Source organism: Glutamicibacter sp. FR1 (assembly GCF_047300825.1).
In the GTDB taxonomy this organism is placed as follows: domain Bacteria; phylum Actinomycetota; class Actinomycetes; order Actinomycetales; family Micrococcaceae; genus Glutamicibacter; species Glutamicibacter nicotianae.
Genome location: NZ_CP178602.1, coordinates 1,582,887 through 1,606,668, shown reverse-complemented (window position 1 = coordinate 1,606,668; position 23,782 = coordinate 1,582,887). Strand labels below are relative to the sequence as shown.

The 23,782-nt window shown below is 62.7% G+C and carries 22 protein-coding genes; 6 read left to right on the top strand and 16 right to left on the bottom strand.

Annotated elements, in window-relative coordinates:
* Positions 1 to 10: 10 nt before the first annotated feature.
* From ACLQ8T_RS07745 to rpsP, 8 genes are all read right to left on the bottom strand, one after another.
* Positions 11 to 598, bottom strand: coding sequence for a hypothetical protein (locus ACLQ8T_RS07745; RefSeq protein WP_193057783.1), 588 nt, complete (start codon positions 596 to 598; stop codon positions 11 to 13).
* Between the two features lie 173 nt (positions 599 to 771).
* Complete coding sequence (locus ACLQ8T_RS07740) at positions 772 to 3,069, bottom strand: trypsin-like serine protease (RefSeq protein WP_413456281.1); 2,298 nt, start codon at positions 3,067 to 3,069, stop codon at positions 772 to 774.
* A gap of 424 nt (positions 3,070 to 3,493) precedes the next feature.
* Entirely contained in the window at positions 3,494 to 4,141 is a 648-nt protein-coding gene (gene lepB, locus ACLQ8T_RS07735; protein WP_413456280.1) for a signal peptidase I, read from the bottom strand.
* Positions 4,142 to 4,154: 13 nt separating this feature from the next.
* Positions 4,155 to 4,514, bottom strand: a complete 360-nt coding sequence (gene rplS, locus ACLQ8T_RS07730; RefSeq protein ID WP_204721937.1) for a 50S ribosomal protein L19 — start codon at positions 4,512 to 4,514, stop codon at positions 4,155 to 4,157.
* 249 nt (positions 4,515 to 4,763) lie between these two features.
* Complete coding sequence (gene trmD, locus ACLQ8T_RS07725; RefSeq protein ID WP_413456279.1) at positions 4,764 to 5,588, bottom strand: tRNA (guanosine(37)-N1)-methyltransferase TrmD; 825 nt, start codon at positions 5,586 to 5,588, stop codon at positions 4,764 to 4,766.
* Between the two features lie 3 nt (positions 5,589 to 5,591).
* On the bottom strand, positions 5,592 to 6,134 hold the full coding sequence (gene rimM / locus ACLQ8T_RS07720; protein ID WP_084083780.1) for a ribosome maturation factor RimM: 543 nt from the start codon (positions 6,132 to 6,134) through the stop codon (positions 5,592 to 5,594).
* 154 nt (positions 6,135 to 6,288) lie between these two features.
* On the bottom strand, positions 6,289 to 6,531 hold the full coding sequence (locus ACLQ8T_RS07715) for an RNA-binding protein (protein WP_038991490.1): 243 nt from the start codon (positions 6,529 to 6,531) through the stop codon (positions 6,289 to 6,291).
* A 2-nt stretch (positions 6,532 to 6,533) separates the two neighbouring features.
* On the bottom strand, positions 6,534 to 6,944 hold the full coding sequence (gene rpsP / locus ACLQ8T_RS07710; protein ID WP_038991489.1) for a 30S ribosomal protein S16: 411 nt from the start codon (positions 6,942 to 6,944) through the stop codon (positions 6,534 to 6,536).
* A gap of 250 nt (positions 6,945 to 7,194) precedes the next feature.
* On the opposite strand from rpsP, the gene ACLQ8T_RS07705 reads away from it, so the two are divergent.
* A complete protein-coding gene (locus ACLQ8T_RS07705) occupies positions 7,195 to 7,824 on the top strand; it encodes a LysE family translocator (protein WP_073706331.1) in 630 nt (209 codons plus the stop codon).
* A gap of 47 nt (positions 7,825 to 7,871) precedes the next feature.
* Here the strand turns inward: ACLQ8T_RS07705 and ACLQ8T_RS07700 are convergent, their stop codons facing one another.
* A complete protein-coding gene (locus ACLQ8T_RS07700) occupies positions 7,872 to 9,599 on the bottom strand; it encodes an HNH endonuclease signature motif containing protein (protein WP_413456278.1) in 1,728 nt (575 codons plus the stop codon).
* 64 nt (positions 9,600 to 9,663) lie between these two features.
* The gene (locus tag ACLQ8T_RS07695) at positions 9,664 to 10,050 is read right to left on the bottom strand and encodes an iron chelate uptake ABC transporter family permease subunit (RefSeq protein WP_413456277.1); all 387 of its coding nucleotides are present in this window, start codon (positions 10,048 to 10,050) and stop codon (positions 9,664 to 9,666) included.
* On the opposite strand from ACLQ8T_RS07695, the gene ACLQ8T_RS07690 reads away from it, so the two are divergent.
* Positions 9,995 to 10,510 (top strand): hypothetical protein, encoded by a 516-nt coding sequence (locus ACLQ8T_RS07690; protein ID WP_413456276.1) that lies wholly within the window; start codon positions 9,995 to 9,997, stop codon positions 10,508 to 10,510. The two genes, ACLQ8T_RS07695 and ACLQ8T_RS07690, sit on opposite strands and share 56 nt — an antisense overlap.
* A 120-nt stretch (positions 10,511 to 10,630) precedes the next feature.
* On the opposite strand, the gene ACLQ8T_RS07685 is transcribed toward ACLQ8T_RS07690, so the two are convergent.
* Complete coding sequence (locus ACLQ8T_RS07685; protein WP_255209554.1) at positions 10,631 to 10,759, bottom strand: hypothetical protein; 129 nt, start codon at positions 10,757 to 10,759, stop codon at positions 10,631 to 10,633.
* Between the two features lie 316 nt (positions 10,760 to 11,075).
* Between ACLQ8T_RS07685 and ACLQ8T_RS07680 the strand changes: the two genes are divergently transcribed.
* Together ACLQ8T_RS07680 and ACLQ8T_RS07675 are read left to right on the top strand one after the other, a co-directional pair.
* Entirely contained in the window at positions 11,076 to 12,881 is a 1,806-nt protein-coding gene (locus tag ACLQ8T_RS07680) for a glycosyltransferase (RefSeq protein WP_413456275.1), read from the top strand.
* 67 nt (positions 12,882 to 12,948) lie between these two features.
* Positions 12,949 to 13,740, top strand: a complete 792-nt coding sequence (locus ACLQ8T_RS07675) for a CatB-related O-acetyltransferase (protein ID WP_413456274.1) — start codon at positions 12,949 to 12,951, stop codon at positions 13,738 to 13,740.
* Positions 13,741 to 13,814: 74 nt separating this feature from the next.
* Here ACLQ8T_RS07675 and ACLQ8T_RS07670 read toward each other — a convergent pair whose 3' ends face one another.
* Together ACLQ8T_RS07670 and ACLQ8T_RS07665 are read right to left on the bottom strand one after the other, a co-directional pair.
* Positions 13,815 to 14,684: a VOC family protein gene (locus ACLQ8T_RS07670; RefSeq protein ID WP_413456273.1), complete on the bottom strand. Its 870-nt coding sequence runs from the start codon at positions 14,682 to 14,684 to the stop codon at positions 13,815 to 13,817.
* Between the two features lie 127 nt (positions 14,685 to 14,811).
* Complete coding sequence (locus ACLQ8T_RS07665) at positions 14,812 to 15,672, bottom strand: carbohydrate kinase family protein (RefSeq protein ID WP_413456272.1); 861 nt, start codon at positions 15,670 to 15,672, stop codon at positions 14,812 to 14,814.
* Between the two features lie 148 nt (positions 15,673 to 15,820).
* Between ACLQ8T_RS07665 and ACLQ8T_RS07660 the strand changes: the two genes are divergently transcribed.
* The gene (locus ACLQ8T_RS07660) at positions 15,821 to 17,533 is read left to right on the top strand and encodes an AMP-binding protein (protein WP_413456271.1); all 1,713 of its coding nucleotides are present in this window, start codon (positions 15,821 to 15,823) and stop codon (positions 17,531 to 17,533) included.
* 77 nt (positions 17,534 to 17,610) lie between these two features.
* Here the strand turns inward: ACLQ8T_RS07660 and ACLQ8T_RS07655 are convergent, their stop codons facing one another.
* The 3 genes from ACLQ8T_RS07655 to ACLQ8T_RS07645 form a co-directional block, all read right to left on the bottom strand.
* On the bottom strand, positions 17,611 to 18,804 hold the full coding sequence (locus tag ACLQ8T_RS07655; protein WP_413456270.1) for a hypothetical protein: 1,194 nt from the start codon (positions 18,802 to 18,804) through the stop codon (positions 17,611 to 17,613).
* A gap of 141 nt (positions 18,805 to 18,945) precedes the next feature.
* Positions 18,946 to 20,508: a signal recognition particle protein gene (gene ffh, locus ACLQ8T_RS07650; protein ID WP_413456269.1), complete on the bottom strand. Its 1,563-nt coding sequence runs from the start codon at positions 20,506 to 20,508 to the stop codon at positions 18,946 to 18,948.
* Between the two features lie 193 nt (positions 20,509 to 20,701).
* Positions 20,702 to 22,612 carry a peptidoglycan DD-metalloendopeptidase family protein gene (locus ACLQ8T_RS07645; protein WP_413456268.1) on the bottom strand — a complete coding sequence of 637 codons (1,911 nt, stop codon included), beginning with the start codon at positions 22,610 to 22,612 and terminating at the stop codon, positions 20,702 to 20,704.
* A gap of 438 nt (positions 22,613 to 23,050) precedes the next feature.
* Between ACLQ8T_RS07645 and ACLQ8T_RS07640 the strand changes: the two genes are divergently transcribed.
* Positions 23,051 to 23,761 (top strand): alpha/beta hydrolase, encoded by a 711-nt coding sequence (locus ACLQ8T_RS07640; RefSeq protein WP_413456267.1) that lies wholly within the window; start codon positions 23,051 to 23,053, stop codon positions 23,759 to 23,761.
* Positions 23,762 to 23,782 lie beyond the last annotated feature (21 nt).

Sequence of the window (23,782 nt, the reverse complement as noted above, 5' to 3'; positions counted from 1 at the left end):
CGGAGCCTGGCTACTGCGTGGCTGCCGGCGTCATGATGCCGCCGCTCTCCTTGTAGTCCACAGGGATTTCGCCGATGGGCTTCTCATCTTCGATCAGCTTTTCAACAGCTTCGAGCTGGCTCTTGTCCACCGACAAGGTGATGCCGCCCGTCTCAGGATTCAGCGTGTAGGCATGGATGGCGTTGCGCACAGGGTTTTCCTGCTTGCTTTGCCACTTCATGATTTCGGAGATTGCCGAGCGGAGTTCTTCGCTGCTGAACTGGACCAGGTGTCCGACGGCCCCGGCTTCTTCAATGGTGGAAAGCTGTTCTTCGCTGGTAGTTGAAACGTTCAGCTTCCCATCCTTGATCCAGCCTTGGACGTAGTCATCACCCAATGCTTCGGAAAGCTGGTCATTGGTTTGGAGCAGTGCGTCTTGATCCACGGCATTCTCACTTGAATTGTCTGTTTGCTGCGAGGATTCGGATGCCGTAGCGCTTGCCGAGGGCTGTGTGCCTGGATCGGTTCCCTGGCCGCAGCCGGTAAGCAATAGTGCAGCCATGGCGGCGGTAGATGCCAGCATGATTGGCGTGCGTGAAGTTCTAGCGTTCGAATTCATAATTTACACCTCGGTGGTATTCACGTTGCCGCAACGATCTTAGCTTTCAGGCTAGTGCCAGATTCGTAGAGCAACCAAGGAGCTACATGTGTGCCAAGTAAAAATGCCCCGCTACTTGTTCCAAAGTAGCGGGGCACTTTCAGCAGGATCTATTCCCGTGGGTCAAGAATCCCTTAGCCGTGACGGCGTGCGCTGCGGCGGAACAGCAGGAATGCTGCACCGGCCAGAGCCATTGCACCACCAGCGGCGATCAGCGGAACGCTGTTCGAACCGGTGTCTGCCAATGGATCTTCCTTCTTAGGAGTTTCCTTTGGAGTTGCAGACTTGCTTGGCTCATCGTCCTTAGGAGCTTCCGACTGCTCCTCATCTTCCGAAGCGGAAGGCGAGGTCGATGGCTCGTCGGATTCATCCTCGGAAGGCGATGGCGAGGTGCTCTCGGAAGGCTCTTCGGTTGGCTCATCAGTCGGGTCCTCGGAAGGCGAGGTCGATGGCGTCTCCGAAGGTTCTTCGGTTGGCTCGTCAGTCGGAGTCTCAGTTGGCTCGTCAGTCGGAGTCTCAGTTGGCTCGTCAGTCGGAGTCTCGGTTGGAGTCGGCGTTGGGGTTGGGGTCGGAGTCGGCGTCGGAGTTGGGGTTGGGGTCGGAGTCGGCGTCGGAGTTGGGGTCGGCGTCGGAGTTGGGGTCGGCGTCGGAGTTGGGGTCGGCGTCGGAGTTGGGGTCGGCGTCGGAGTTGGGGTCGGCGCAGCAACGATCACGACGTTGGCGTTGACCCGCTCAGACGTGTTGAATCCGTTCTTGGCCTGCAGGGTGAACGAGTACTCGCCCAGCTTCTCCGGTGCGGTGAAGCTGAAGTTGCCTTCGGCATCCACAGTCACGGTATCGACAACCTTGCCGTCAACGATGATGTTGACCTTGGTGCCACTGGCGGCGTTCTTGACGGTGCCGGTGATGGTATCGCCAGCCTCAACCTCGGTGCCGTTCTCCACGGACAGTGCAGGGGCGTTCACGAAGAACTTCACCTGGTAGCCGTCGATGTAGCCCTTCTTGAAGACATCGTCCAGCGAGGTGTACATCGCAACGTCGTCCGCGTTGTTCTCGATTCCGTCCTGGCCGCCCGAGTTGGCGGAGTTGATGCCCACGGCCTTGCTGCCGACGAGCACTGGTCCACCGGAGTCGCCCTGGTCCAGCACGGTCTGGCCCGGGTTCTCTGCGGAGTAGCCCCAGACCGAACGCACGGTGTCGTTCTGGCCGTAGACGAAGAAGACGCCTTCGCCGTAAATTTCCGAGCAGCTCCAGCCGGTGGTGCGGCCAGCCGAGCAGGCCTCGGACCCGATGACGGCCTTGGACACGCCGGTCACGTTAATGACCTTGTCACGCTCGTCCTGGCCTTCTGGCCACTGCGAGACCGCAGCGTGCAGGTTCAGCTCAGGGTTGATGTCGTCGATCACCGAGATGTCGGTGCCCGGCTCCAGGTTCTCGAACTCTTCTTCAGTCATCGAGTTCAGTTCTTCGATGGTTAAGCCCGAGTTGCCCGGACCACCGAACTGGTTGAAGCCAAAGGTGCCCAGTTCGGCACTGATGCCTTCAATCTCGCTTGGGGCCGAGTGCTCCAAGAGACCGAGGATCGTGGTGGTGCCGTCCTCGGAGCAGTGGCCTGCGGAGATGACTGCATCTTCGCCAGCTGGGTTCCAAGCGTTGAAGCCCAGCGAGCAAACGGTGGTTGCGTCGGAAGGCTGGCCGGACTGGTCCATGGCGTATCCCATTGCACCGTAGACGTCTTCCAGGGCGGTAGTCTCGGCGACGCCGGAGCCTTCTTCACCCTCGACGTATTTGGCCTGGCTGACGAATTCTTCGATGGTCAGGTCCTCGGCCGAGAGCTCGGCAGCCTGGGATTCGAGAGCCTTGGCTTCCTTCTTCTCGAAGCCTTCAGCATAGATCTTCAGGCCTTCGGCGGTGTTCAGAATCGCGGTAATGCGCTTCATTTCCTTCGGCGCAACGGTCTTCGCAAGTTCCTTGTAGACCTGTCGTGGAGTCTTGACCTCAGCATCGAGGACCTTAATTTCCAACGTGGTAGGTGCTGGAGTAGCGGTTTCAGCGATGATCTTCTTCGCCTTGTCGGCGTCGTCCTTGCCGACGGTGATTTCGGCCTTGCCGTCCTTCACCGAGGCAGTGGCTTCCACGCCCTTTTCGTTCAGTTCGTCGCGAACCTTGGAAACAGCGTCGCTGGTTTCCCCGTCCTTGACGTACTCCTCAACCGACTTGTCGAGGTCTCGTTCGATAGCCTTGTCGAGACCTTCGGTATCGACAGCGCTGGCGCTCGGCGATGGCTTCTCGCTAGACGGAGTGGAAGCAGTCGGCGATTCGGAAACCGTCGGCGCTGCCGCTGCAGGCATGAAGCTCGAACCGACCACCAAAGCGGTCGCGGCTGCTGCAACGATGCCGCGTTGCGCAGTCTTCTTTTTTGGATGTGGCATTAACGCTTCTCCCAGATTTATGGTGCGAGTGCTTGCGTTTCCCCTTACCTAAGGGCGCACGCGTAAGCACAGGTGTTGTTACCAAAATGAAACAATACTTGGTTCCCGCACAGCTTTTCAAGCTTCGAATCCAACAAAAATACAAACTCAGAGTTACGTTTTACCTAGTCAAGTGCCTTCGGCCGAAACGGGTTGGGTCACAAATTACGAGCCAGTAACGTTGGTTTAAGATTGGAATACTCTTTCTAATCCCTAGTCAGCTTGGTAGATCCTGAAAGTTGCCGCACAATTTGCACACCGATTACACAGGAACTCTTAGGCCGTGAAATTCAAACCAAATTAATTACATGTTCATAGAAAAAATGCGCCAGATGGGTAGTTCTACCCATCTGGCGCAAGCGAATTTGCTAGTTGTTACGGCGTGTCACCGGATTTCCGAACGCTGATCGAGAGGCCAAATTACCTTTGCGGCCTTGCCGGTAACCCGTTCAACACTGATCATCCCGCCGCCGCTGGCACCCAGCAACGAGCGCGAATCCTTGGACGTGGACCGGTGATCGCCCATGACCCACAAACGGCCTTCCGGCACTTCTACGGAAAATTCCTGTTCGCTCGGAGCATCCCCGGGGTAGATGTACGGCTCGTCTACGGGTTCGCCGTTAACGAGCAGCCGCCCATCAGCGCTGCAGCATTCCACGGTATCTCCCCCAACGCCGATAACGCGCTTGACGTACTTGTTGTTGCTTCCTGCGAGGCTGAACGCCGAGAGCAGATCATCAGCAAAACTCGGCTTGGCGTACGGGAGGAACGAGCCGCGGCCATCGAAAACGATGATGTCTCCGCGCTGCGGTTCGGCATCCGAGTAGGCCCGGCGGTCCACGGAGATGCTTTGGCCAGGGTTGAGCGTGGGCTCCATCGAGTTGGACTCGATACGGAAGACATCGATCACCGTGGCTCGAAGAAGAATGGTGGCCAGCAGGCCGAGAATAACTGCGAGTACAGCGAAGCGCCAGACCCATGAAAAGGCCTGGCGCTTCGTTGTTGCCCGCTCGGTGCGTGCAATCCGGTTCATCGAAGAACGCAGATTACTTCTTTGCGCCGAAGTCGCGCTTCTCGCGGATGCGAGCAGCCTTGCCGTGGCGATCGCGCATGTAGTACAGCTTTGCACGACGCACGTCGCCCTTGGTCACAACCTCAATCTTTTCGATGATTGGGGAGTGAACTGGGAAGGTACGCTCAACACCGGTGCCGAAGGAAACCTTGCGAACGGTGAAGGTCTCGCCGATGCCGCGGCCCTGGCGGCCAAGCACGTAGCCCTGGAAGACCTGAACACGGGAGTTCTTGCCTTCGATGATGTTGACGTGCACCTTCAAGGTGTCGCCTGGGGCGAAGGCTGGAACGTCGGAGCGCAGCGAAGCTGCGTCAACAGAGTCAAGAATATGCATGGTGCATCTCCTAGGATCAATGCCGCAGGTCACCGAATCCTCGTAGCGGGGCCCGACACCGGTCGAAACCAGTGAAATCCCCGGAACGTTGTACCATCGATTGCCCCTAGCAATCGATGCGGCGGTCTTCTATGGCTCGAACTTCCCCCTGCGGCAGGAGTCGAACAAAAACACACCAAGAAACAATTATGCCGTATCAGCGAAGCCGACGCGAGTCTGCCCGAAATGGCTTCGAGTGATTTTGCCCTCTTAGCCCGCCTCGGTGTCGGCACCGGTGGCCCAGTCCAGTTCGGACTTGGGGGTAATGGCACCGTCAACGAGCGCGAATCCGCTGTGCCACAGGGCATCGCGGTCCTTCCGGTTCAGGCTCTCGGGATCCAGCTGCATGATCAGGTCAGGGCGGCGCGCAGCGGTGCGCTTGATCTGCTCATCGCGGCGGAACCGTCCCACCCGCTGGTGGTTGCCGCCGAGCAGCACCTCCGGGACATCGCGGCCTCGCCAAGAGGCCGGCTTGGTGTACACCGGGTATTCCAGCAGGACATCCGAGTGGGATTCTTCCACCAGGGATTCAGGGTTGCCGATGACACCGGGGATCAGTCGGGCGATGGCTTCCACCATCACCATGACGGCAACCTCTCCCCCGTTGAGCACGTAATCGCCGATGGATACCGGGATGACGTTGAAGTTCTCGTGCGCGTACTCGATGACGCGTTCGTCGATGCCCTCATAGCGGCCGCAGGCGAAGACCAGGTGCTCTTCTTCGGCAAGGTCGTAGGCCATTTGCTGGTTGAAGACAGTGCCTGCAGGCGACGGGACGATCAACGTCGGCTTGGGACCGGCAGCGTCGGCTGGGCGCACCGAGTCAAGTGCCTGACCCCACGGCTCGGGCATCATCACCATGCCGGCTCCACCACCGTAGGGGGTATCGTCGACCTTTCGGTGCTTGTCGGTGGTGAAGTCGCGCAGGTTGGTGACATTCAGATCCAGGATGCCGTCTTGCGCGGCGCGTCCGATCAGCGACAGCGAGAGCGGCTGCAGGTACTCAGGGAAAATCGAGATGACGTCCAGACGCATGGCTTACTTTGTTCCCTCTTCTTCGCTGCCTTCTTCATCGCTGTTCAAGGTCAGCAGTCCTGCCGGCGGGGTGATGACCACGATGCCGGCTTCCGGATCGATCTCCGGCACGAACTCGTCGACGAACGGCAGGTAGATTTCCTCGCCGTCAGCGTCTTCGAAGACCAGCAGATCTTGGGCTGGATTGGTGCGCAGTGCGGTGATGACGCCGACCTGCTCGCCATCGAGCATGACCTTCAGATCCAGCAATTCGTGCTCGTACCATTCGTCCGAGTCGTCTTCCGGCTCGTCCGAGACCTCGATTTCCAGGCGTGCGCCACGCAGGGTTTCCGCCTGGTTGCGGTCGGCAATTTCCTTGAAGGCGAGCAGCAGGATGGTCTTGTTCCAGCGGGCGTTCTTGATGGTCAGGGTTTTGACCGGGCCGTCGACGACGATGAATTCTTCGCCAGCGGTGAAGCGCTCTTCCGGGTTATCGGTCATGACCTGGACGGTGACTTCACCACGGATGCCGTGGGGCTTGCCGATGCGGGCAACCTGCAATCGCATAGTCTGCTGCTCTTTCTGCACTAAGTTCCGTGGCGTGCGCCGGGAGACTGGTTTGGAAATTCTAGGGTAAACACGAAAAGGAGTTCCCGTCACTTCTCAGGACGGAAACTCCTTTCGTTTCGAAGCCAACTTACAAGTCAGACTTCTAAGTTGTTCAGCCTCGGCGACGGTCGGTGTCGATTACATCAACACGTACCGGCTCCTTGGCCAACGCTGCCATCACGGTGCGCAGTGCTCGCGCGGTGCGTCCCTGGCGTCCGATCACACGACCGAGATCCTCAGGATTCACACGAACTTCGAGCAGGTCGCCGCGGCGGGTGGACTTCAAGGCAACCTTGACGTCTTCCGGTTCCTCGACAACCCCGCGTACCAGATGGTCTAGCGCGTCAACGAGCACTGTTACTCAGCCTCGGTAGCTTCGGCCTCTGCCTCTTCAGCAGCTGGCTTCTCAGCCTTCTTGGTGATTGCCTCTGGGAGGATCACGGAACCCTTTTCAGGAGCAACGAATGCTGGCTTAGGCTCGGCAACCTTGTAGGTGCCTTCCTGGCCATCGATGCCCTTGAACTTCTGCCAGTCACCGGTGACCTTCAGCAGTGCGTGTACCTGCTCGGTTGGCTGTGCGCCAACGGACAGCCAGTACTGTGCACGATCCGAATCGATCTCGATAACCGATGGGTTCTCGGTTGGGTGGTACTTGCCGATCTCCTCGATGGCACGGCCATCGCGCTTGGCGCGCGAGTCCATGACGACAACGCGGTAGAAAGGTGCGCGCATCTTGCCGAAGCGCTTCAGACGAATCTTTACGGCCACTTTTGTGGTCTCCTGTTTCTCAACATGGTCGAATCCAATTTTTGGCACCTGTGGGGCAGGCCTTACTGGTTGGACTCTAAAAGGACAGGATTCGTAGCGGAGAGAGGGGCCACTGCGAATCGAGTACCCTGCAATTATGCCAGAGAGCAGGCTGGCTGGCCAACTCCATCTGGCGCAACGCGTCGGGCAATGATCATGAGCTTGCTCACCCCGGAGGCCACACTGATTTGGAGCTCTTAGTATTTATTCTATGACCGTCACTTCCGCTTTGCTGGCCTTCAGCGCCGTTGCCGCCTTGATGACCCTGATTCCGGGTGTTGATACTGCGTTGATCCTTCGTTCGGCGATCACCCGTGGGCGCGGCGAGGCCATGCTGGCCGGGCTGGGGATTTGCACCGGTGTCTTCGTCTGGGGCGTGGCCGCGGCCGCCGGAGCATCGGCAATTCTGGCCGCGTCGGCGCTGGCGTACCAGATCCTCACTTACGCCGGCGCTGCCTACCTGGTCTTCCTGGGCGGGCAGATGATCTACCGGAGCCTGCGCAAGAAGCAGCTGCCGAGCACCGAAATCCCGGTGCCGCAAAGCGGCATTCGAACCTACCTGACCGGCCTGGTCACCAACGTGCTGAACCCGAAGATCGGCGTTTTCTATATCGCGGCCATCCCGCAATTCACCCCTGCCGGCAGCAATGCCCTGCTCATGGGCGTCGGCCTGTCCGCCGTGCATGTTGCCCTCACCCTGATGTGGGCCGCCATTCTGGTATTCGGAGTACGGATCGCTGGACGCTGGCTGAGCTCAGCCAAGGCGGTGTCCTGGATGGATCGGATCACCGGGACGGTACTGATCGGTTTCGGGCTGAAGGTCGCGCTCTCGCGGCCGTAACCTCGTGCACCAGCCGCCGTGGCGGCGCAGCTGGGCATTCGGCGTGCTCAGGCAGCTACCGGGACACTGTTTCTTCGCGGCATTTGCAGCGGATCCAGGTGCTTGGGCAGCAGGATGTGCGCCAGTCCCCCGACCGTAACCACGGAGAGCAACCCGGCATGGACGGCATGGTGGTGCCGCCGGCACAGGCAGCTGCCGTTGCGCGTCGAGGTGCACCCGCCTCGCTCCCACCAATTGTTGTGGTGGTATTCGATCGTTTCCGGTGGTGCGCTGCATCCCGGGACAATGCATCCACGGTCTCGGGCGAAGATCGCCCGTTTCATCGCTTCCGTGAAGAAGCGTTCCTTGCGCCCCACATCCAGCGGCTGGCCATCGGGACCGAACACCACCCGGTAGATTTCACCCTGGCAGATCAGCTGGGCGGTATCCACGGAATCGAGTTTCAACCCATGATCTGTGGTGGCTCCCAGCTTGGCTGGATCACCCAGATCCTGCAGGTCGTTCAATTGGATGTGGATGCCGATCCTTGGCGCGATGCCCTTGGCTGGCGACCCTGTCGAACGCTGCTTCAGCGCGGCCAATAGTGCATTGAGCCGACGCTGAGGCACGGGCACGTCCCCATCGCCAAGCAAGGCGGAATCCTTAGAGCCTTTAGTGCCATCAGTGCCTTGAGCATCTTGGGTGCCTGGCTGCCACTCGGAGGACCTGGACTCTGCGTCCTCCTGGTCCTCAGACTCGCAGTGCTCTTCGTGTTCTTCGTGTTCTTCTTGTTCTGCTTGGGCCCACGGTGGCGGAGGTTCGCTGCTGCTGAACAAGTCGTCGCTGGCTGGCTCGTCCGCGACGTTAGCCTGTTGGCGTGGCGCCGCGTCTGGGGCGGCTCCGGCCGCACGGGCGGCCTTGCCTGCCGTGGTGCGCGGATTATCCGCCTGGGCCAGGGTGGAGCGGAATTCCTCGCGCTGGGTTCCGCCGATCAGCAGCTCGTACTTGTCGCAGTCCCCGACGGTGCCCCGCGGATAGATGCCCGGTTGCGGAGTCCGTGTCTGCGTGCGGGCCTTGCGTTCAGCGCTCAGCATGGCCGACAGCTTGGTTTCGCGGGTGGCGCGATCGGGTTCCTGCAGCAGCTCGGCGGCTTGTTCTTCGAGCAGCTGGCCCTGGGCATTGCAGGCGGTGGGTTGCAGCGGCTGGCCTTGGAAGCTGGTGTCTGCCGGCTCGAACTTGTCCAGGGCACGGGCCGCGCGGGCCACCATCCGCGGATCCAATGCAGGAGCCTCGGCGTAGAGCTTGGCCAGTTGCGCGAAGCGCGGTGCGGCGGTGCTGCCATCCATCAGCCGGCGCGCGATGAGCAGGTGGGCGTCGCTGACCCGATGCTGCCCTTCGTGGGCGTTGATTCCCAGCCACCCGGCCAGGAAGTCTCCGGTGTTCTGGTAGTGGGCGCGTCCCGAATGCTGGCGGGCTGGCCGGGCCAAATTGACTGTTGAATCCGCGACGGCCGCCAGCTCGTCGTCTTCCAGCAGGTGGGCGCCGGTTGATTCGAGGTGGATGGCGCTGCGCAGCTGCTCGCGCAAGGTGTAGCGGTAGAGCAGTTCAACCAGCCGGGCATGGGCGGCCGCCACCCGCGGGTCATCACTCTCACGCAGGGCGGCAGACAGCTTGGCCGGCAGCGCGAGGCAGGAAGCCATCAGCTCCAGGAGCACTCCGGCCGCTTGGCGCGGCAGGTCCCCGTTGATGGCTTCGCGCAGGATCTGCGTCGCTGCGGCTAGCTGGTGGATTCCCATGGACCCAGCATCGCCCCGGCCCATTGCGCTGGCCGGGCCGATGCCGCGAAATGTGGATAAGCGGTTATCCGCGCTGGCGGACCTTGGACTGGCGGATCACCAGGAAGATCAGGTACGGGGCGCCAATCACCGCGGTGGCCACCCCGGCGGGCAGGATCACCGGGAAGACGCGGGCCGCGAGCAGGTCGGCCAGCAGCACGAAGATCGCCCCGATCAGCGCCGCATGCGGCACCGGAGGGATGGTGCCGCGGGCCACCAGCCGGGCGGCGTGCCCGCTGGCCAGCGCGACGAAAGCCAGTGGCCCGGCGATCACGGTCGCGGCGATGGCGCGCAGCGAGGCGATGCCCAGCATCAGCACCCGGTCGCGGCCCAGGTGCATGCCCAGTGCGCGGGAGGTGTCCGAATCCAGGGCCAGCACCTCGCGCTGGCTGCACAGCAGCGCCGCGGCCACCAGTCCCAGAACGATTACCGCCGCCGCGGTAGGCAAAGAAATCCTGGCGAAGAAGCCGGAGACCACCTATTCGCTGGTGCGCTTCGCCGGCGAGGACACCGCGCGCCTGTACGCCACCGATTCGTTCATCGGCGAGATCATGGTCGACATGGGCATCCCGCGTCCGGAGGACGCGCCGGACACCACCGAATCGATCTTCGTTCCGCTCTCGCCGGAGGAAATCCTGAAGGCGGATGCCGAAGTGATCTTCCAGTCCACCTGGGCGCCGGAAGGTGCCGAGGGTGACGCATCGCGCGCCCAGGAGAAGAAGTTCACCTCCAACCCGCTGTGGGAGAAGCTGGAGGGCGAGGTCATGCCGGTTGACGACTCGATCTTCCTCTCCTCGGTTTCGCTGCAGGGCGCCGGCGAGGTCATCACCCAGGTGGCCGAGCACTTCGAGGTCGACCCGCAGCTGCCATAGCGGCCGCGAGCAGCTCCAACCATTAAAGAGAATCGAGTCCCTGCCCGGCGTCATTCGCCGTAGGCAGGGACTCGATGCTGTTAACTAGCGGCCCCGAAAGGTGCCGCGCTCAATCAGTGGTTATCTGGCGGCCTTGCGCACCGGATCGACAGCGCTCTCCGCGTGCTTCAGCCGCTTCTCAGCGCGCTTCTCCTTGATGCTCTTGCCTGGTTTTTTCGCTTCGCCCTTGCGCGGGGATTTGCTCGACATGACGTGCCGTCCTTTACCAGAGGCGCGCTGCGCCTCCAACAAATGCGGGGAAAGTACCCCATGCCCACGACCATAGGAAGTTTCGCCCAGAAGGGCAAGGGATGCGGGCAGCTGGGCGATTCTTACCATGATTCCGGCATACTCGGCGCATCCGGCGAGCACACTGCCCGCTGCGCAAATGACGCGATGTGACCGGCACAACGGCGCATTTCCAGCGCCCGCCTAGCTTCACCCCGTAGGCTGAAATCTGGCGCGAGGTACTTCCTGTTCTCGTGTGAAATTAACTTTCCTGTGGTCAACCTAAGGATCATTCGCCGTGGAATTCAAGAAACAGCATCTTCACGCCTATATGGTGACGTGGAAACTGGAGCGCGAATTCGGCGGGATGACCACAGTCTGCACCCAGCGCGCGGCGGCTTTCGCCGAGCGCCATGGCTCGGCGGCAGTGATCACCTTCGCCCCGAATGCGCAGATTCCGCAGATCGCCGAAGAGCTCGTGGAACGCGGCAAGCTCTCGCCCAAGGTCCAGGTGCTCAACCCCTATATCCACCTGGCCGAGCACGACCTGCAGCCGCAGGACAGTATCCCGGGCAGGAAAGCGGAACCCACGCACCAGGACTTCACCCTCACTGAATCGGTCCGCCATCCCGGCGGCGCCGGCGTGTTCTGCGAGCACAGCGTGGCCGGCACGGAGGGCGAGGTCAGGCAAACCGCCTACTTCCGCGGCGACGGCACCGCCTTCCTGACCGATACGAAATTCCATGATGGCAAGCACCGGCGCATCCTCGAGGCATTCGACCGCACCGGAATGCTGGTGGCGCGCTTCAACAGCGCTGCATCGTTCTACCGCTATTGGCTCTCGCAGATCGTCGACCACCCGGACTCCCTGATGGTGATCGACAGCAAATTCACCGCGGCAATGCTGGCCTCGTGGAAAACCGTGCATGTGCCCAAGGTGTTCGCCTTCCACAGCATCCATGTGGCCAAGGGGCAGGATCTAGCCACCGGCAAGCTTTCCAAGGGCCACGGCCCGATCATCGAGGAACGCGCCAACTGGGATGCGTTCGTCTTCCTGACCCGCGCGCAGCGCCAGGCCTATGTCGAGCGCTTCGGGAATCCGGACTCGGCATTCGTCATTCCCAATCCGCTGAAGCCTTCGGTTCTCCAGCCGCCAGAACCCGAACGCGGCGCCACGGATTTGATCGTCGCCGGTTCGCTGACCCCCAACAAGAATGTGGCCGCCGCACTGGATGCCGTCCATGAGCTGTCGCGCCGCGGCAAGCATCCCACCTTGCACATCGTGGGCGAGGGCAGCGAGCGCGACGCGCTGGAAGTGCGGGCCGCCGAGCTGGGCTTGGGCGAGCAGGTGGTCTTCCACGGCTTCTCCGATCAGCTCCCCCGCCACTTCGCCTCCTGCCTGGCCCAGCTGTTCACCTCGACCAACGAGGGCCAGGCCCTGGTGATCCTCGAAGCCCAGGCGCAGGGATGCATTCCGGTGTCCTTCGACATCAACTTCGGCCCCGCCGACAGCATCACCGATGGGGACAACGGCTTTTTGATCCCCCATGGGGATATCCAGCTGATGGCGGACCGCGTCGAGCAGCTCATGGAAGACCCTGCGCTGGCCGCGAGGATGTCGCAGCAAGCCCGCACCTTTGCCCGCGAGTACCAGTCTCGCGATCTCGTCTCGCTCTGGGAGGAAACCGTGTCCATCGCCAAGCTGTTCAAGAAGAAGGCCGCAACCAGCGACGTCCCGCATTTCGATGCGCGGCTGCGCGGCGTGGAATTCCCCGAGGGCCAGGGACTGCAGGTGAAGGTGGAGCATCACGCGGACCTCGATGCCCTGCCCGCCGATGCCGTTTTCGAGCTGGTCTTCGTCAACCGCGGCAGCAAGGAAGAGCTCGCCTTGGTGCCCAGCACCGGCGTGGAGGGAGAACTGGCCTTCTTCGATGTGGATCCCCAGCTGCTGGGCGAGATCCCGGAGCAGGACACGGCAGTGGACGTGAACCTGCGCCTGCGGGTGGGCAAGGATGCTGAAGACAAGCGCCTGGGCCTGCCCGAATCGATGATCCTGCCCTACTTCACGACGCAGAAGAACCTCTCCTTCCGCCCCGAGCAGTAGCCGGCATCCAGCGCGTGCTCCGCGCCCATGGACAGTTCTCCAATGCCGCTTCGATAAACTCGAACGCATGCGAATCAAGATGTCCCGGCTGCGGCCGCTGCTCAAGAGCCACCGGATCCTCATGACGGTTCCTGGCATGAAGGAATTCGAGGACACCGGAAGCACCTACAATCCCGATGCCTGGGTCAGCTACGAGGAAGACCTCGCCCTGGATCCCTACACCACCTTCTGGGGCACCAGCGGAACAGCCCTGCCGCGTATGGGCGCGTTCTCCTACACGCATTCGAAGCTCAACAAGGCCATCAGCGTCGGGCGCTTCACCTCGATCGCCAAGGGCCTGTCGGTCATGGGTGCCAAGCACCCTTTGGAGTGGGCTTCGACCAGCCCGGTGTTCTACAACCAGCGGCTGCTGATGCAGACCTACTGCGCCGATCGCGGCGTGGAACTGGGCACGGCGAAGTACGGCTACACGCCGGGGAAGATCACCATCGGCAACGACGTGTGGATCGGCGAGAAGGTCACCCTGGGCCATGGGGTATCGATTGGCGATGGAGCGGTCATCGCCTCGAATTCGGTAATCACCAAGGACGTGGCGCCATTCACCGTGGTGGGCGGGCTGCCGGCGAAGAAGATCCGCGACCGCTTCGATGCCCAGACCACCGAAGCGCTGAAGGCCTCCCAATGGTGGCGGTACGCCCCGGAGGATCTCACGCCGCTGCAGGTGTCGGACCCTGCGGCCTTCGCCGAGCAGGTGCTTGAACGGGCAGCGGCCGGCACGCTGCAGCCCTTAGAAACCCAGCCGCTGACCGCCAGGCACATTGCCGAGCACCTGGATTCGGTGCAATCCGCAAGCGACTGAACATGGGAATGCCCCGGGCGCTCGCCGAATTGGCGGGCGCCCGGGGCAATTAAGCTGTCGGGCCGGAGTCTGGATCAGCCCACTGCCACGCGCAGCTCGTTGTTCCATGGGTCCTTGAAACGCAGCTCCGCGCCGGTATGGTGATTCTCCACCTTGGCGAAGGCCAGACGTTCGGCCAGCTTGCCCACCTCGTCTTCGGTCGGGACGTTGATCAGCACCTCGCCCAGACCCAGGGTGTCCTTGCGCGGCCCGGCGCCGCGCGAGTTCCACACATTCATGGCCATATGGTGGTGGTATCCGCCAGCGGAGACGAACAGCGCCTGGTTGCCCAGCGTGGTGGTCTCGTCGAAGCCCAGGGTGTTGACGTAGAACTGGCGGGCGGTGGCGACATCGCCGACCTGCAGGTGCACGTGCCCGATATCAGCGGCGGCCTGGCGCTGTCCGGTGATGGCCTGCTCGTTCAGGTGCTCATTGAGGAACTTGTTCGGATCCAGGTAGATGGTATCCATGGCCACCTCGCCGCCGCTCCAGCTCCACGTATCGCGCGGACGGTCCCAGTACAGCTCGATGCCGTTGCCTTCCGGATCGGTGAAGTAGAAGGCCTCGGAGACCAGGTGATCCGAGCTGCCCACGAAGCGGCTCTGGTCGAACTGGGCCGCCGAGAGCACGGTGGCTGCCAGATCGGCCTTGGTGTCGAAGAGCAGTGCGGTATGGAAGAGCCCCGCTTCGTTGCGCGATGGCAGCTGCAGGCCTGGCGCGTTCTGCAGGTTGACCAGTTCCTGGGTGCCGCGGCCCAGGCGGGTGCCTTCCGCGGTTTCATCCAAAACAGCCAGTCCCAACGCCTGCTGGTAGTACTCGCTCATGACCTTCATGTCGCCGACCTTCAGTTGCACGGCGTTCATGTGGGTGGTTGCGGCGAGCTTGTCTTCTTTGAGCATGGTCATCTCCAGCGCCTTCTTTCCGATCAGGACTTCCTGTTGGATATCACCCTACTCCAATTTACTTGATGCCTCAAGTAAATTCTGGTGTTCCGGTGATCACGCCATTGAACGCATCGGGTGCACCGCTCCGCTAGGCTGGCAACTGGGCGAGCTTCGGGTGCAGATGCCTGCTCGATAGCGCTGCCGCCGCACTGCTGGCAGCCGCCTCCATCGACGCCTGCACTGGCGCGCCGCGCAGCCGGGCCGCCAAGAATCCCGCCATGAAGGCATCTCCGGCACCATTGGTATCGACCACCTCGACCTTTGGCGCGGCCACTTCCCAACGCCGGCCCTGGCGATCCATGGCCACCGCGCCCTGCTCCCCCAGCGTGCAAATACCCAGACCGGGGCCGCGGCGCAGGCAACCGGCCAGCAGCTCCCACGGGTCACTGGTGGCATCATCGTTCATGAAAACCACAGAAGCCGCGTCCAGGAATGGCTGATGGAACGAGGTAAAGCCATCAAAGTCATGCAGGTCGACCCACAGCGGCACGGCCAGCCCACGCAATCGCTCAATGACCCGCAACCCCAACTCGCTCAGATCAATCACCGCCAGATCGGCTTCGCGCACCGCGGCGCAAACGGCTTGGACATCCGCATCCGCGGGAGTGGACGGCGTGGCAAGATAGACCGAGACCCGCTGGCCGCCAGCCATGAGGTTAACATGCTGCTCAGTGCTCGCGCTGGGCACCACCTGCAGGTTGATGCCAGCGCCCAAGAGCGCACGCCGCAGCACACGCCCGGATTCATCGTCGCCCACTTGGGTAAAGAGCTCGGTGGCGACATCCAGCGAACTCAAGTGCAGTGCCTTGCCCGCAGAAGTGCCACCGACGGTACGCCATGCGCTGTTGGCGAGGAGTTGCTGGGGGCGGGGTTCGGGCAGGCGGTCAAGCTCAACCAGCTGATTCCAGCTGGATGGACCACAGACAAGTACCTTGGGCTGCTGGCTCATACACTAATTCAACACCCCCGACCTCAGGTGATTCAAGATGTCGGTCGGCAACAACGCTTTCAAACCCTTGGACTTCCAAGTATATTGGCCAGTGATCCGCCTCACTCTAACGACGGGGCGCCATTGTCCACGCGAGGGAAGGTTAGTTGTGAGCGTTACCGATGAATTCAGAGCTGCCCGAGATCGGCTCCTGGAATTGCGCAACGATTACCAGCAGGCACGGACCGAGTTCACCTGGCCTCAGTTCAGTGAGTTCAATTTCGGCTTTGACTGGTTTGACCAGGTTGCCAAGGATCCGGCGCGGGCCAATGAACCGGCACTGATCCTCACCGAACCCGATGGCAGCTCCGCACGCTACAGCTGGGCCGAGCTCTCGCGCCGCTCCAGCCAGGTGGCCCGCTGGCTCTCGGATGAGGGCCTGCAGCGCGGCGACACCATCATCGTCATGCTGGGTAACGAGGTGGCCCTGTGGGAGGTGATGCTGGCGGGCATGAAGCTCGGCGCGGTGATCATCCCGTCGACCACGCAGCTGGTCAGCGCGGATCTGGCCGACCGCATCGAGCGCGGCAACGCGAACTGGGTGATCACCAGCCATGACCAGGTCGCCAAATTCGACACGGTCCCCGGGGACTACCGGATCGTCCAGGTGCGCGGAGAGGCCAGCGAGGGCACCTTGCACTACGGCAAGTCCCACGACGCGCCGGCCGAATTCAGCCTGGATACCCCGACGCTGGCCGATGAGAACATGCTGCTCTACTTCACCTCGGGAACCACCTCGCTGGCCAAGCTGGTGCAGCACACCCACACCTCGTACACCGTGGGCCACCTGGCAACGATGTTCTGGATCGGCCTGGAACCAGGCGACGTGCACCTGAATGTGGCATCCCCCGGGTGGGGCAAGCACGCCTGGTCGAACTTCTTCGGCCCGTGGATCGCCGAGGCGACGGTGTTCGTCTACAACTACGAGCGCTTTGATCCGCTGGCGCTGATGAACCAGATGGCGGTGGAGAAGGTCACCAGCTTCTGCGCTCCGCCCACCGTATGGCGCCTGCTGATCCAGGCGGACCTGGGCACCCTGAAGACTCCCCCGCGCAAGCTGGTCTCCGCAGGCGAGCCGTTGAATGCAGAGGTCATCGACCAGGTGCGCAAGGCCTGGGGCCAGGTGATCCGCGATGGCTACGGGCAGACCGAAACCACGGTGCAGATCGCCAATTCGCCGGGCACCGAGGTGAAGGTCGGCGCAATGGGCCGCCCGATGCCGGGCTATGCGGTGGAACTGCGCAACCCGACCACCGGGCAGCTGGCCGAAATCGGGGAAATCTGCCTGCGGCTTGATCCGGCTCCGGCAGGCTTGATGAAGGGCTACTTCGCCGATGAGGAGAAAACCGCCGAAGCGATGCAGGGCGGCGTTTACCACACCGGCGATATCGCCGAACGCGATGAGGAAGGCGTGCTGACCTATGTGGGCCGCGCCGATGACATCTTCAAGTCCAGCGACTACAAGCTCAGCCCGTTCGAGCTGGAGTCGGTGCTGCTGGAGCATCCTGCGGTGGCCGAGGCGGCCGTGGTGCCCTCTCCTGATCCGCTGAAGCTCTCGGTGCCCAAGGCCTTCGTGGTGCTAGCCGGCAACCTGGAGCCATCCGCCGAGGTAGCCAAGGACATCCTCGGCTTCTGCCGCGAGCAGCTGGCCCCCTACAAGCGGATCCGCCGGCTGGAATTCACCACCCTGCCCAAGACCATCTCGGGCAAGATCCGCCGCGTCGAGCTGCGCCTGGCCGAAGAAGAACGGCATGCTGCCGGCACCACCGTGACCGGAGAGTACCGAGATACCGATTTCCCTGAACTCAAGGACCGCGGCTAGGACTTTGCGGCAAAGGCCAGCCCGCCAGGAAGCATTCTCGCTACCTGCCGGGCTGGCCTCTGGTTTGCTGCGATTGGCTAGCGGCTGCGCTTGGCTTTCAGCGCGTCGACGAGGCCCTTGCCCAGGTAGAAGGCGCCGTCGGCGTACCAGGCCAGCATCAGCAGCTGGCGCGCCGGCTTGGGCAGCCAGGCAAAGCGTTCGCTCTTGGCCAGCACCAGGTGCACTGCCGCACCGGATGCCAGCACCGCTGCGCCTGAACCGATCAGCGCCTTGGGGTTCCAGTTGTGGCGGTAGAGCAGCCGTTCCAGGCCCTTGGCTTCGCGCTCCTGCTCGGCCAGGGCCGACTTGATGGTCTTGTATGGGCCGCCGGTGGTGATGACCCGGCGTTCTTCGGGCAGCGGACGGCCAGTGAGGTAGTCGACGCTGCGCGCATCGAAGCCCAGCAGCGTCAGCAGGCGCTTGAGATCCTTCAAATCCCTGCTGCCGCGAGCCAGCTGCTGCGCCTCGGCGCGGTGGGCAGGATCGTCGACCAGCTGCTCGATGAGCTCCAGTTCCGTCTCGTCCCAGCCATGGAGCAGGTGATCCAGTTCTTCGAGGCGCACCGCTGCCGGGCTGCCGGCTTCCGGCTCCAGGATGACGGTGCGTTCCAGGTCCACCGTCATGGACATCGAGGAGCCGAACAGCTCCAGGCGCGGCCCCTTGGCTTCGATGGTTGCGGTGATGACATTGCCGGTACGGTCCAGGGACAGGTATGGGCGGTTTGAACGCCCGATGCTCGGGGCATAAACCGGTTCCTGGGGCATGGCCATCAGCCCGGCGCCGTGCTCCCACACGGTGATCTCGTTTTTGTCGAAGCCTGCCGCGAGCACCAGCTCGGAGGCCTTGAGCTTCGGACCGTGCAGCAGCTCGCTGGAAGTGCCGTAGTCGCCCAGCAGCTCCTCATCCGGGTTGGGCCCGTCGATCTCGTCCCCGTCCACAAGCACGTAGTCGGCACCGGTGGAGTTCTTCAGTTCGTGGACCAGCTTGGTCACGCGCGAGCCTTCGCGCAGCTTGCCCTTGGCATCGATGCGGTAGAGCACCGCATCGCGGGCTTCGCTCACCGTGGCCACCTCGGCCATCACTTCGGTGGAATGCTCGCGTTCAACTGCCCCGCCGATGAATCCCAGCAGGCGCCGGTCGGCCAGCGCGGTGCGGATCAGCGCGGCCGCATCAGGCTTGTCGCCCATGAAGATGAATTCCAGGTTGAGGTAGTTGAACTCGGTTGAATCCACGGAGGCGGACCCCTTTCGCGGGTGGGATTGTCGTTATCTATCAATCATAGGTGGCGCTGTGCTGCGCAAAGGAAAACCGCGCCATGGGAACTGGTTCCAGTTCCCATGGCGCGGTCACTTCCCTGTACAGGGAACCAGGGCCTACTTGTTGCCCAGGTACTTCTCGAAGCCGGCTGGCAGGTTCAGGCTCGACGGATCGAAGTCCTGGTTGGCGCCTGCGCCGAAGGCGGCACCGTTCGGGGCTGCGGCCTTCTTGTTCTTGGCCTCCAGCTCGGCCTGCGCGGCCTTGGCTGGGTTGCCGTACTTCTGCTTCTTGCCCTTGCCCTTGGCTTTCGCCTTGCGGGCTGCGCCCTTGCCGGCACCCGGCATGCCCGGGATGCCGCCGCCGGCAGCCATCTTCTTCATCATCTTCTGCGCTTCGCCAAAGCGCTCCAGCATCTGGTTCACCTCGGAGACCGAGACGCCCGAGCCCTTGGCGATGCGTGCGCGGCGAGAGCCGTTGATGATCTTCGGGGCCACGCGCTCATGCGGGGTCATCGAACGGACGATGGCCTCGACGCGGTCGATCTGGCGCTCGTCGAACTGCTCAAGCTGCTGGCGGGAGATCTGCGCGCCGGGCATCATGCCCAGCAGCTTCTTCATCGAGCCCATCTTCTTGATCTGGGCCATCTGGGCGAGGAAGTCGTCCAGGGTGAAGTCTTCCTGGTCGGCGAACTTCTTCGCCATGCGCTCGGCTTCGCCCTTGTCCCAGTTCTTCTCGGCCTGCTCGATCAGGGTGAGCACATCGCCCATGTCCAGGATGCGCGAAGCCATGCGGTCCGGGTGGAAGATCTCGAAGTCGTCCAGGTTCTCGCCGGTGGAGGCGAACATGACCGGCTTGCCGGTCACCGAGGCCACCGACAGGGCGGCGCCGCCGCGGGCGTCGCCGTCCAGCTTGGACAGGACCACGCCGGTGAAGTCCACGCCCTCATGGAAGGCCTGGGCGGTGTTGACCGCGTCCTGGCCGATCATCGCGTCGATGACGAAGAGCACTTCATCCGGGTTGATGGCGGCGCGGATGTTCGCGGCCTGGGCCATCATCTCGGTGTCCACGCCCAGGCGGCCGGCGGTATCGACAATCACGATGTCGTGCAGCTTGGTCTTGGCTTCGGCCACGCCGTCGCGGGCCACTGCTACCGGGTCGCCGGTCGGGGTGTCGAATTCGGAGGAGACGCCCGGGTGCGGTGCGTAGACCGGCACGCCGGCGCGTTCGCCGTTGATCTGCAGCTGCTTGACCGCGTTGGGGCGCTGCAGGTCGCAGGCCACCAGCATCGGGGTGTGGCCTTCGGCCTTCAGGTGCTTGGCCAGCTTGCCGGCCAGGGTGGTCTTGCCGGCGCCCTGCAGGCCGGCGAGCATGATCACCGTGGGAGGGTTCTTGGCCAGGTTCAGCCGGCGGGTTTCCCCGCCGAGGATGCCCACGAGTTCCTCGTTGACGATCTTGACGACCTGCTGGCCCGGGTTCAGCGACTCGGAGACCTCGGCACCCAGAGCGCGTTCCTTCACCTGGGCCACGAAGCCGCGAACCACCGGCACGGCGACGTCGGCGTCAAGCAGGGCGCGGCGGATCTCGCGTACGGTACCGTCGATGTCCGCTTCGCTCAGGCGGCCCTTGCCGCGCAGGTTCTTGAAGGTTTCTGTCAGGCGATCGGAAAGTGAATTAAACACGTGCCGGGCACTTCTTTCGATAGGTCTTGTGGTGCGCATTGGAAAATCGCACAGGACTCAACTCCCAAGAATATCAATAATCGGGCGCCGAACTAACCAGCTGTGCAGCGTTTCACCAGCAGCCTATGGCGCAACGCCGAAGCTGCTCCCCTCCGAAAGGATGGGAGCAGCTTCGGATGCCGGCAGCCAAGGGCTACGGCTTTGCCTCGCGGGCAGCAGGCGCGGTGCCTGCCGACGGCTTCGGCACCTTGGCTGGGGCGGCAGCTTCAGCCGGTGCAGGAACCGCGCCCTTCGGGTTCGGCTTGGCCGCTGTCGGGGCAGCTTTCTGCACGGCCGGCGCCGCAACTGGAGGCTTTGGCATTGGCTTCGGTTTTGGTTTCGGCTGCAGCTTTGGCTTCGGCTGAGGTTGCGGAACCGCCGCGACCGGGGCCTTCGCGACCTTCTTCGCTGCAGGCGCAGCCGCCTTGGCCGGAGCTGCCGGCTTGGGCTTTTCAGCCGCTGGCTTCTTTGCGCTCTTCTTCTCTGGAGCAGCAGGCTTGGCCGGCGCCAGCTCCTTGGCTACAGGTGGAGCCTTCTGGCGCTTCTCTGCCTGCATGTCCACGATCTTCGGCTGGGCTACTCCGATGATCTTCTCTGTCCCGGCCGTGGGCTCGGTTTCCTCCTCATGGTCCGACGTGTCCGGGTTTCCCGTTTCTTTCTCCTGCTGCGGTTCGATACCCGAGTCCGGGCTCGGTTCAGGAGCGAGGGTCGGCTCGGCCAATGGAGGTGGCTGGGTGGATTCCACTTCCTCTGTTGGATTCTCCGGAGCTGGAGACTCCGAGGCGCTCGGTGATGCCGAAGGCATCGTCGACTCGGTGGGTGACGCGGTAGGTGATGCGGAAGCGCTGGGTTGCTCCACTGGTCCAGTGCTTGGCGTTGGCGCTGCCGTTGACGCGCTTGGCTCAGCTGGAACAGGAGTTTGCGTTGGCTGGGCCTTCGGGCGTTCGGTTCCTAGCTTCTTCGGCGGCTTAGGCGCCTTGTTCGACTGCGGTGCCGCCTGCGTGGTTCGTGGAGACGGGCTGGCTTTCGAGTGATCCTTTTTCGGCTGATTCCTAGGCTTGGCCATCTTGGCCTTTTTCTGGTTGCCCTCGGCAGATGGCTGCACCGGGTCAGCCTGGTAATGCTTCACACGGGTTGGGCGTTCTTCGCCTGCTGAGCCGCGGTTGCTTGAGGTCCCGGAAGAATGCCCAAACGCTCCAGCAACCGATTGCTGGCGCAGGGCACTGCCGGCGTCCACCGCAAATGGCCCGGTTGCAAGCACCGCTCGCCGTTGCCCGCCGGCCATCGGCAGGTAGTTGCTCGGATTCTGCCACTGCCCATTGACGATGACTTCGAAATGCACATGGCACCCAGTGGAATTGCCGGTTGTCCCGGACAACGCAATGACTTGGCCTTGGACCACGAATTCGCCAACGCTTACCAGCAGCAGCGAATTGTGGCTGTATCCGGTCTGCACCCGATTCCCGTGGTCAATGGTGACCCGTTGGCCGGAATGGCCCGCCCAGCCGGCGACAATCACCCTGCCGGTCTCGCTGGCCCGAACAGGCGAGCCGCAGGCAATGGGATAATCCTGGCCGATGTGGATTTGGTGCCCGGCACCTGTCGGGTTGGCTCTCCAGCCGAACGCACTGGAGATTTGCCGGGTGGCCACCGGGTGCTCCAGCAGCAGGCCGGTGCGCAGCATGGCCGTCCGGATCTCCTGGGACGCGGCAATCGGTGCGGGCGGCACTGTTACCCCCGAACTCGACGTTGCCGTCATAGAAGCTCGACGCTCAGCCACCTGTGCCACCGGGCCAGGCTCGGACCCGCTGAGCCTCTCAGTGCCAGATTTCAGGCCGGTGATTTCTATGCCGGCCACTTCGGGCATATCCGGTACGGTGACGACGTCGCGCCCGAGCAGCGGCCGGGATTCCGCGCTGAAGGCCACGGTGCTTGATTCGGCTCTGGCAGGCATTGCACCGGCCGCACCGGGCCACGCCAATGCACTGCTCAGGCCAAATGCCGCAGCGATAGCCAGTGCCCCATACGGCAACCGGCGGCTGGTCCCCAAGACTCCGCGCGGCATAGAACTGCTTAAACCATGATGTTGTCGTTTCATAACTTGCCAGTCCCCCAAAACTGCAATTACTCAACAGAACCTCAGAATAGCCCTAGCCCGATGAATAATCCATGGCTAGTTGAAGGCTTTTGCAACGGCGGGGATGGTCCTGCGGAACACCGTTCTCCCGCGGCACCATCCCAGCCGTGCCGCCACCCCGGAAATCCGGCATCAAAACGTTGCGGTTCCGATGCCTGCTCGTCTTCCGGCGAGCGCTGATTCCACCCGGGATTCCTGCTTCGATACGGCGCGTTGGCGACAACTGCTCGGCCGCCGGAAACCCGGAAATTCCTGGGCGGACAATATCGCTTCCTGCTTGAACCGTGCTGATGTGCTGATAATGCTGTGAGGAGGGACCCCGGGGCAACCGGTCCCCGCAGCGCGGTGAAAAACGGAGGATCCACGATGGAGACCAGCGCCCTGGCCGGCAGGCTTTCCCGGTGGGCAATGCTGTCCTGCGCATGGCTGCAAGATTATCTTTATGCTGGCGCCGGGCAGCTTCGTTCGCTGCTGCCGGGCACGCCGGCCGACCAGCTGCGCACGGGCAACGACCCGGCGGCCGAACCGGTGGTGCTGATTCCGGGAATCTGGGAAGCCTGGAAATTCATGCTCCCGCTGGCCAAAGCGCTGCACCAAGCCGGCCACCCGGTGCATGTGATCCCCCAGCTCGGCTTCAACCACGGCACCGTACCGGAGATGTCCGAGGCAGTTTCCCGCTACCTGGCCACGGAGCAGCTCGACGGTGCGGTGCTGGTGGCGCACAGCAAGGGCGGCCTGATCGGCAAGTACCTCATGGCCGCCTCACTGCAGGGCTACCGGATCAACCGGATGATCGCCATCGGCACTCCTTTCTCCGGTTCGCGCTATGCACGCTATGCTCCGATCCGCTCCCTGCGGGCCTTGTCCCCCAATGACCAGGGGCTGCTCGAGCTCTCGGCCAACTTGAGCGTGAATTCGCGGATCATCTCCATCTACAGCAGCTTCGACCCGCACATTCCCGGCGGCTGCGACTTGGCCGGAGCCACCAATATCAAGCTGTCCACGCTGGGGCATTTCCGGTTGCTGTCCGATGCGCGCCTGCATGCAGCAGTGCTCAAGCACCTGGGGCATGGATAGTCCTCGGCAGGTTGATCCCCG

Excerpts from the sequence above, each read along its gene's own strand:
- lepB (WP_413456280.1), bottom strand. The coding sequence starts at position 4,141 with ATGAACCGGATTGCACGCACCGAGCGGGCAACAACGAAGCGCCAGGCC.
- ACLQ8T_RS07745 (WP_193057783.1), bottom strand. The coding sequence starts at position 598 with ATGAATTCGAACGCTAGAACTTCACGCACGCCAATCATGCTGGCATCT.
- ACLQ8T_RS07675 (WP_413456274.1), top strand. The coding sequence starts at position 12,949 with ATGCGAATCAAGATGTCCCGGCTGCGGCCGCTGCTCAAGAGCCACCGG.
- ACLQ8T_RS07740 (WP_413456281.1), bottom strand. The coding sequence starts at position 3,069 with ATGCCACATCCAAAAAAGAAGACTGCGCAACGCGGCATCGTTGCAGCA.
- rimM (WP_084083780.1), bottom strand. The coding sequence starts at position 6,134 with ATGCGATTGCAGGTTGCCCGCATCGGCAAGCCCCACGGCATCCGTGGT.
- ACLQ8T_RS07685 (WP_255209554.1), bottom strand. The coding sequence starts at position 10,759 with ATGTCGAGCAAATCCCCGCGCAAGGGCGAAGCGAAAAAACCAGGCAAG.
- ACLQ8T_RS07665 (WP_413456272.1), bottom strand. The coding sequence starts at position 15,672 with ATGAGCCAGCAGCCCAAGGTACTTGTCTGTGGTCCATCCAGCTGGAAT.
- trmD (WP_413456279.1), bottom strand. The coding sequence starts at position 5,588 with ATGCGTCTGGACGTCATCTCGATTTTCCCTGAGTACCTGCAGCCGCTC.
- rplS (WP_204721937.1), bottom strand. The coding sequence starts at position 4,514 with ATGCATATTCTTGACTCTGTTGACGCAGCTTCGCTGCGCTCCGACGTT.
- ACLQ8T_RS07670 (WP_413456273.1), bottom strand. The coding sequence starts at position 14,684 with ATGACCATGCTCAAAGAAGACAAGCTCGCCGCAACCACCCACATGAAC.
- ACLQ8T_RS07645 (WP_413456268.1), bottom strand. The coding sequence starts at position 22,612 with ATGCCGCGCGGAGTCTTGGGGACCAGCCGCCGGTTGCCGTATGGGGCA.
- ACLQ8T_RS07705 (WP_073706331.1), top strand. The coding sequence starts at position 7,195 with ATGACCGTCACTTCCGCTTTGCTGGCCTTCAGCGCCGTTGCCGCCTTG.
- ACLQ8T_RS07700 (WP_413456278.1), bottom strand. The coding sequence starts at position 9,599 with ATGGGAATCCACCAGCTAGCCGCAGCGACGCAGATCCTGCGCGAAGCC.
- ACLQ8T_RS07640 (WP_413456267.1), top strand. The coding sequence starts at position 23,051 with ATGGAGACCAGCGCCCTGGCCGGCAGGCTTTCCCGGTGGGCAATGCTG.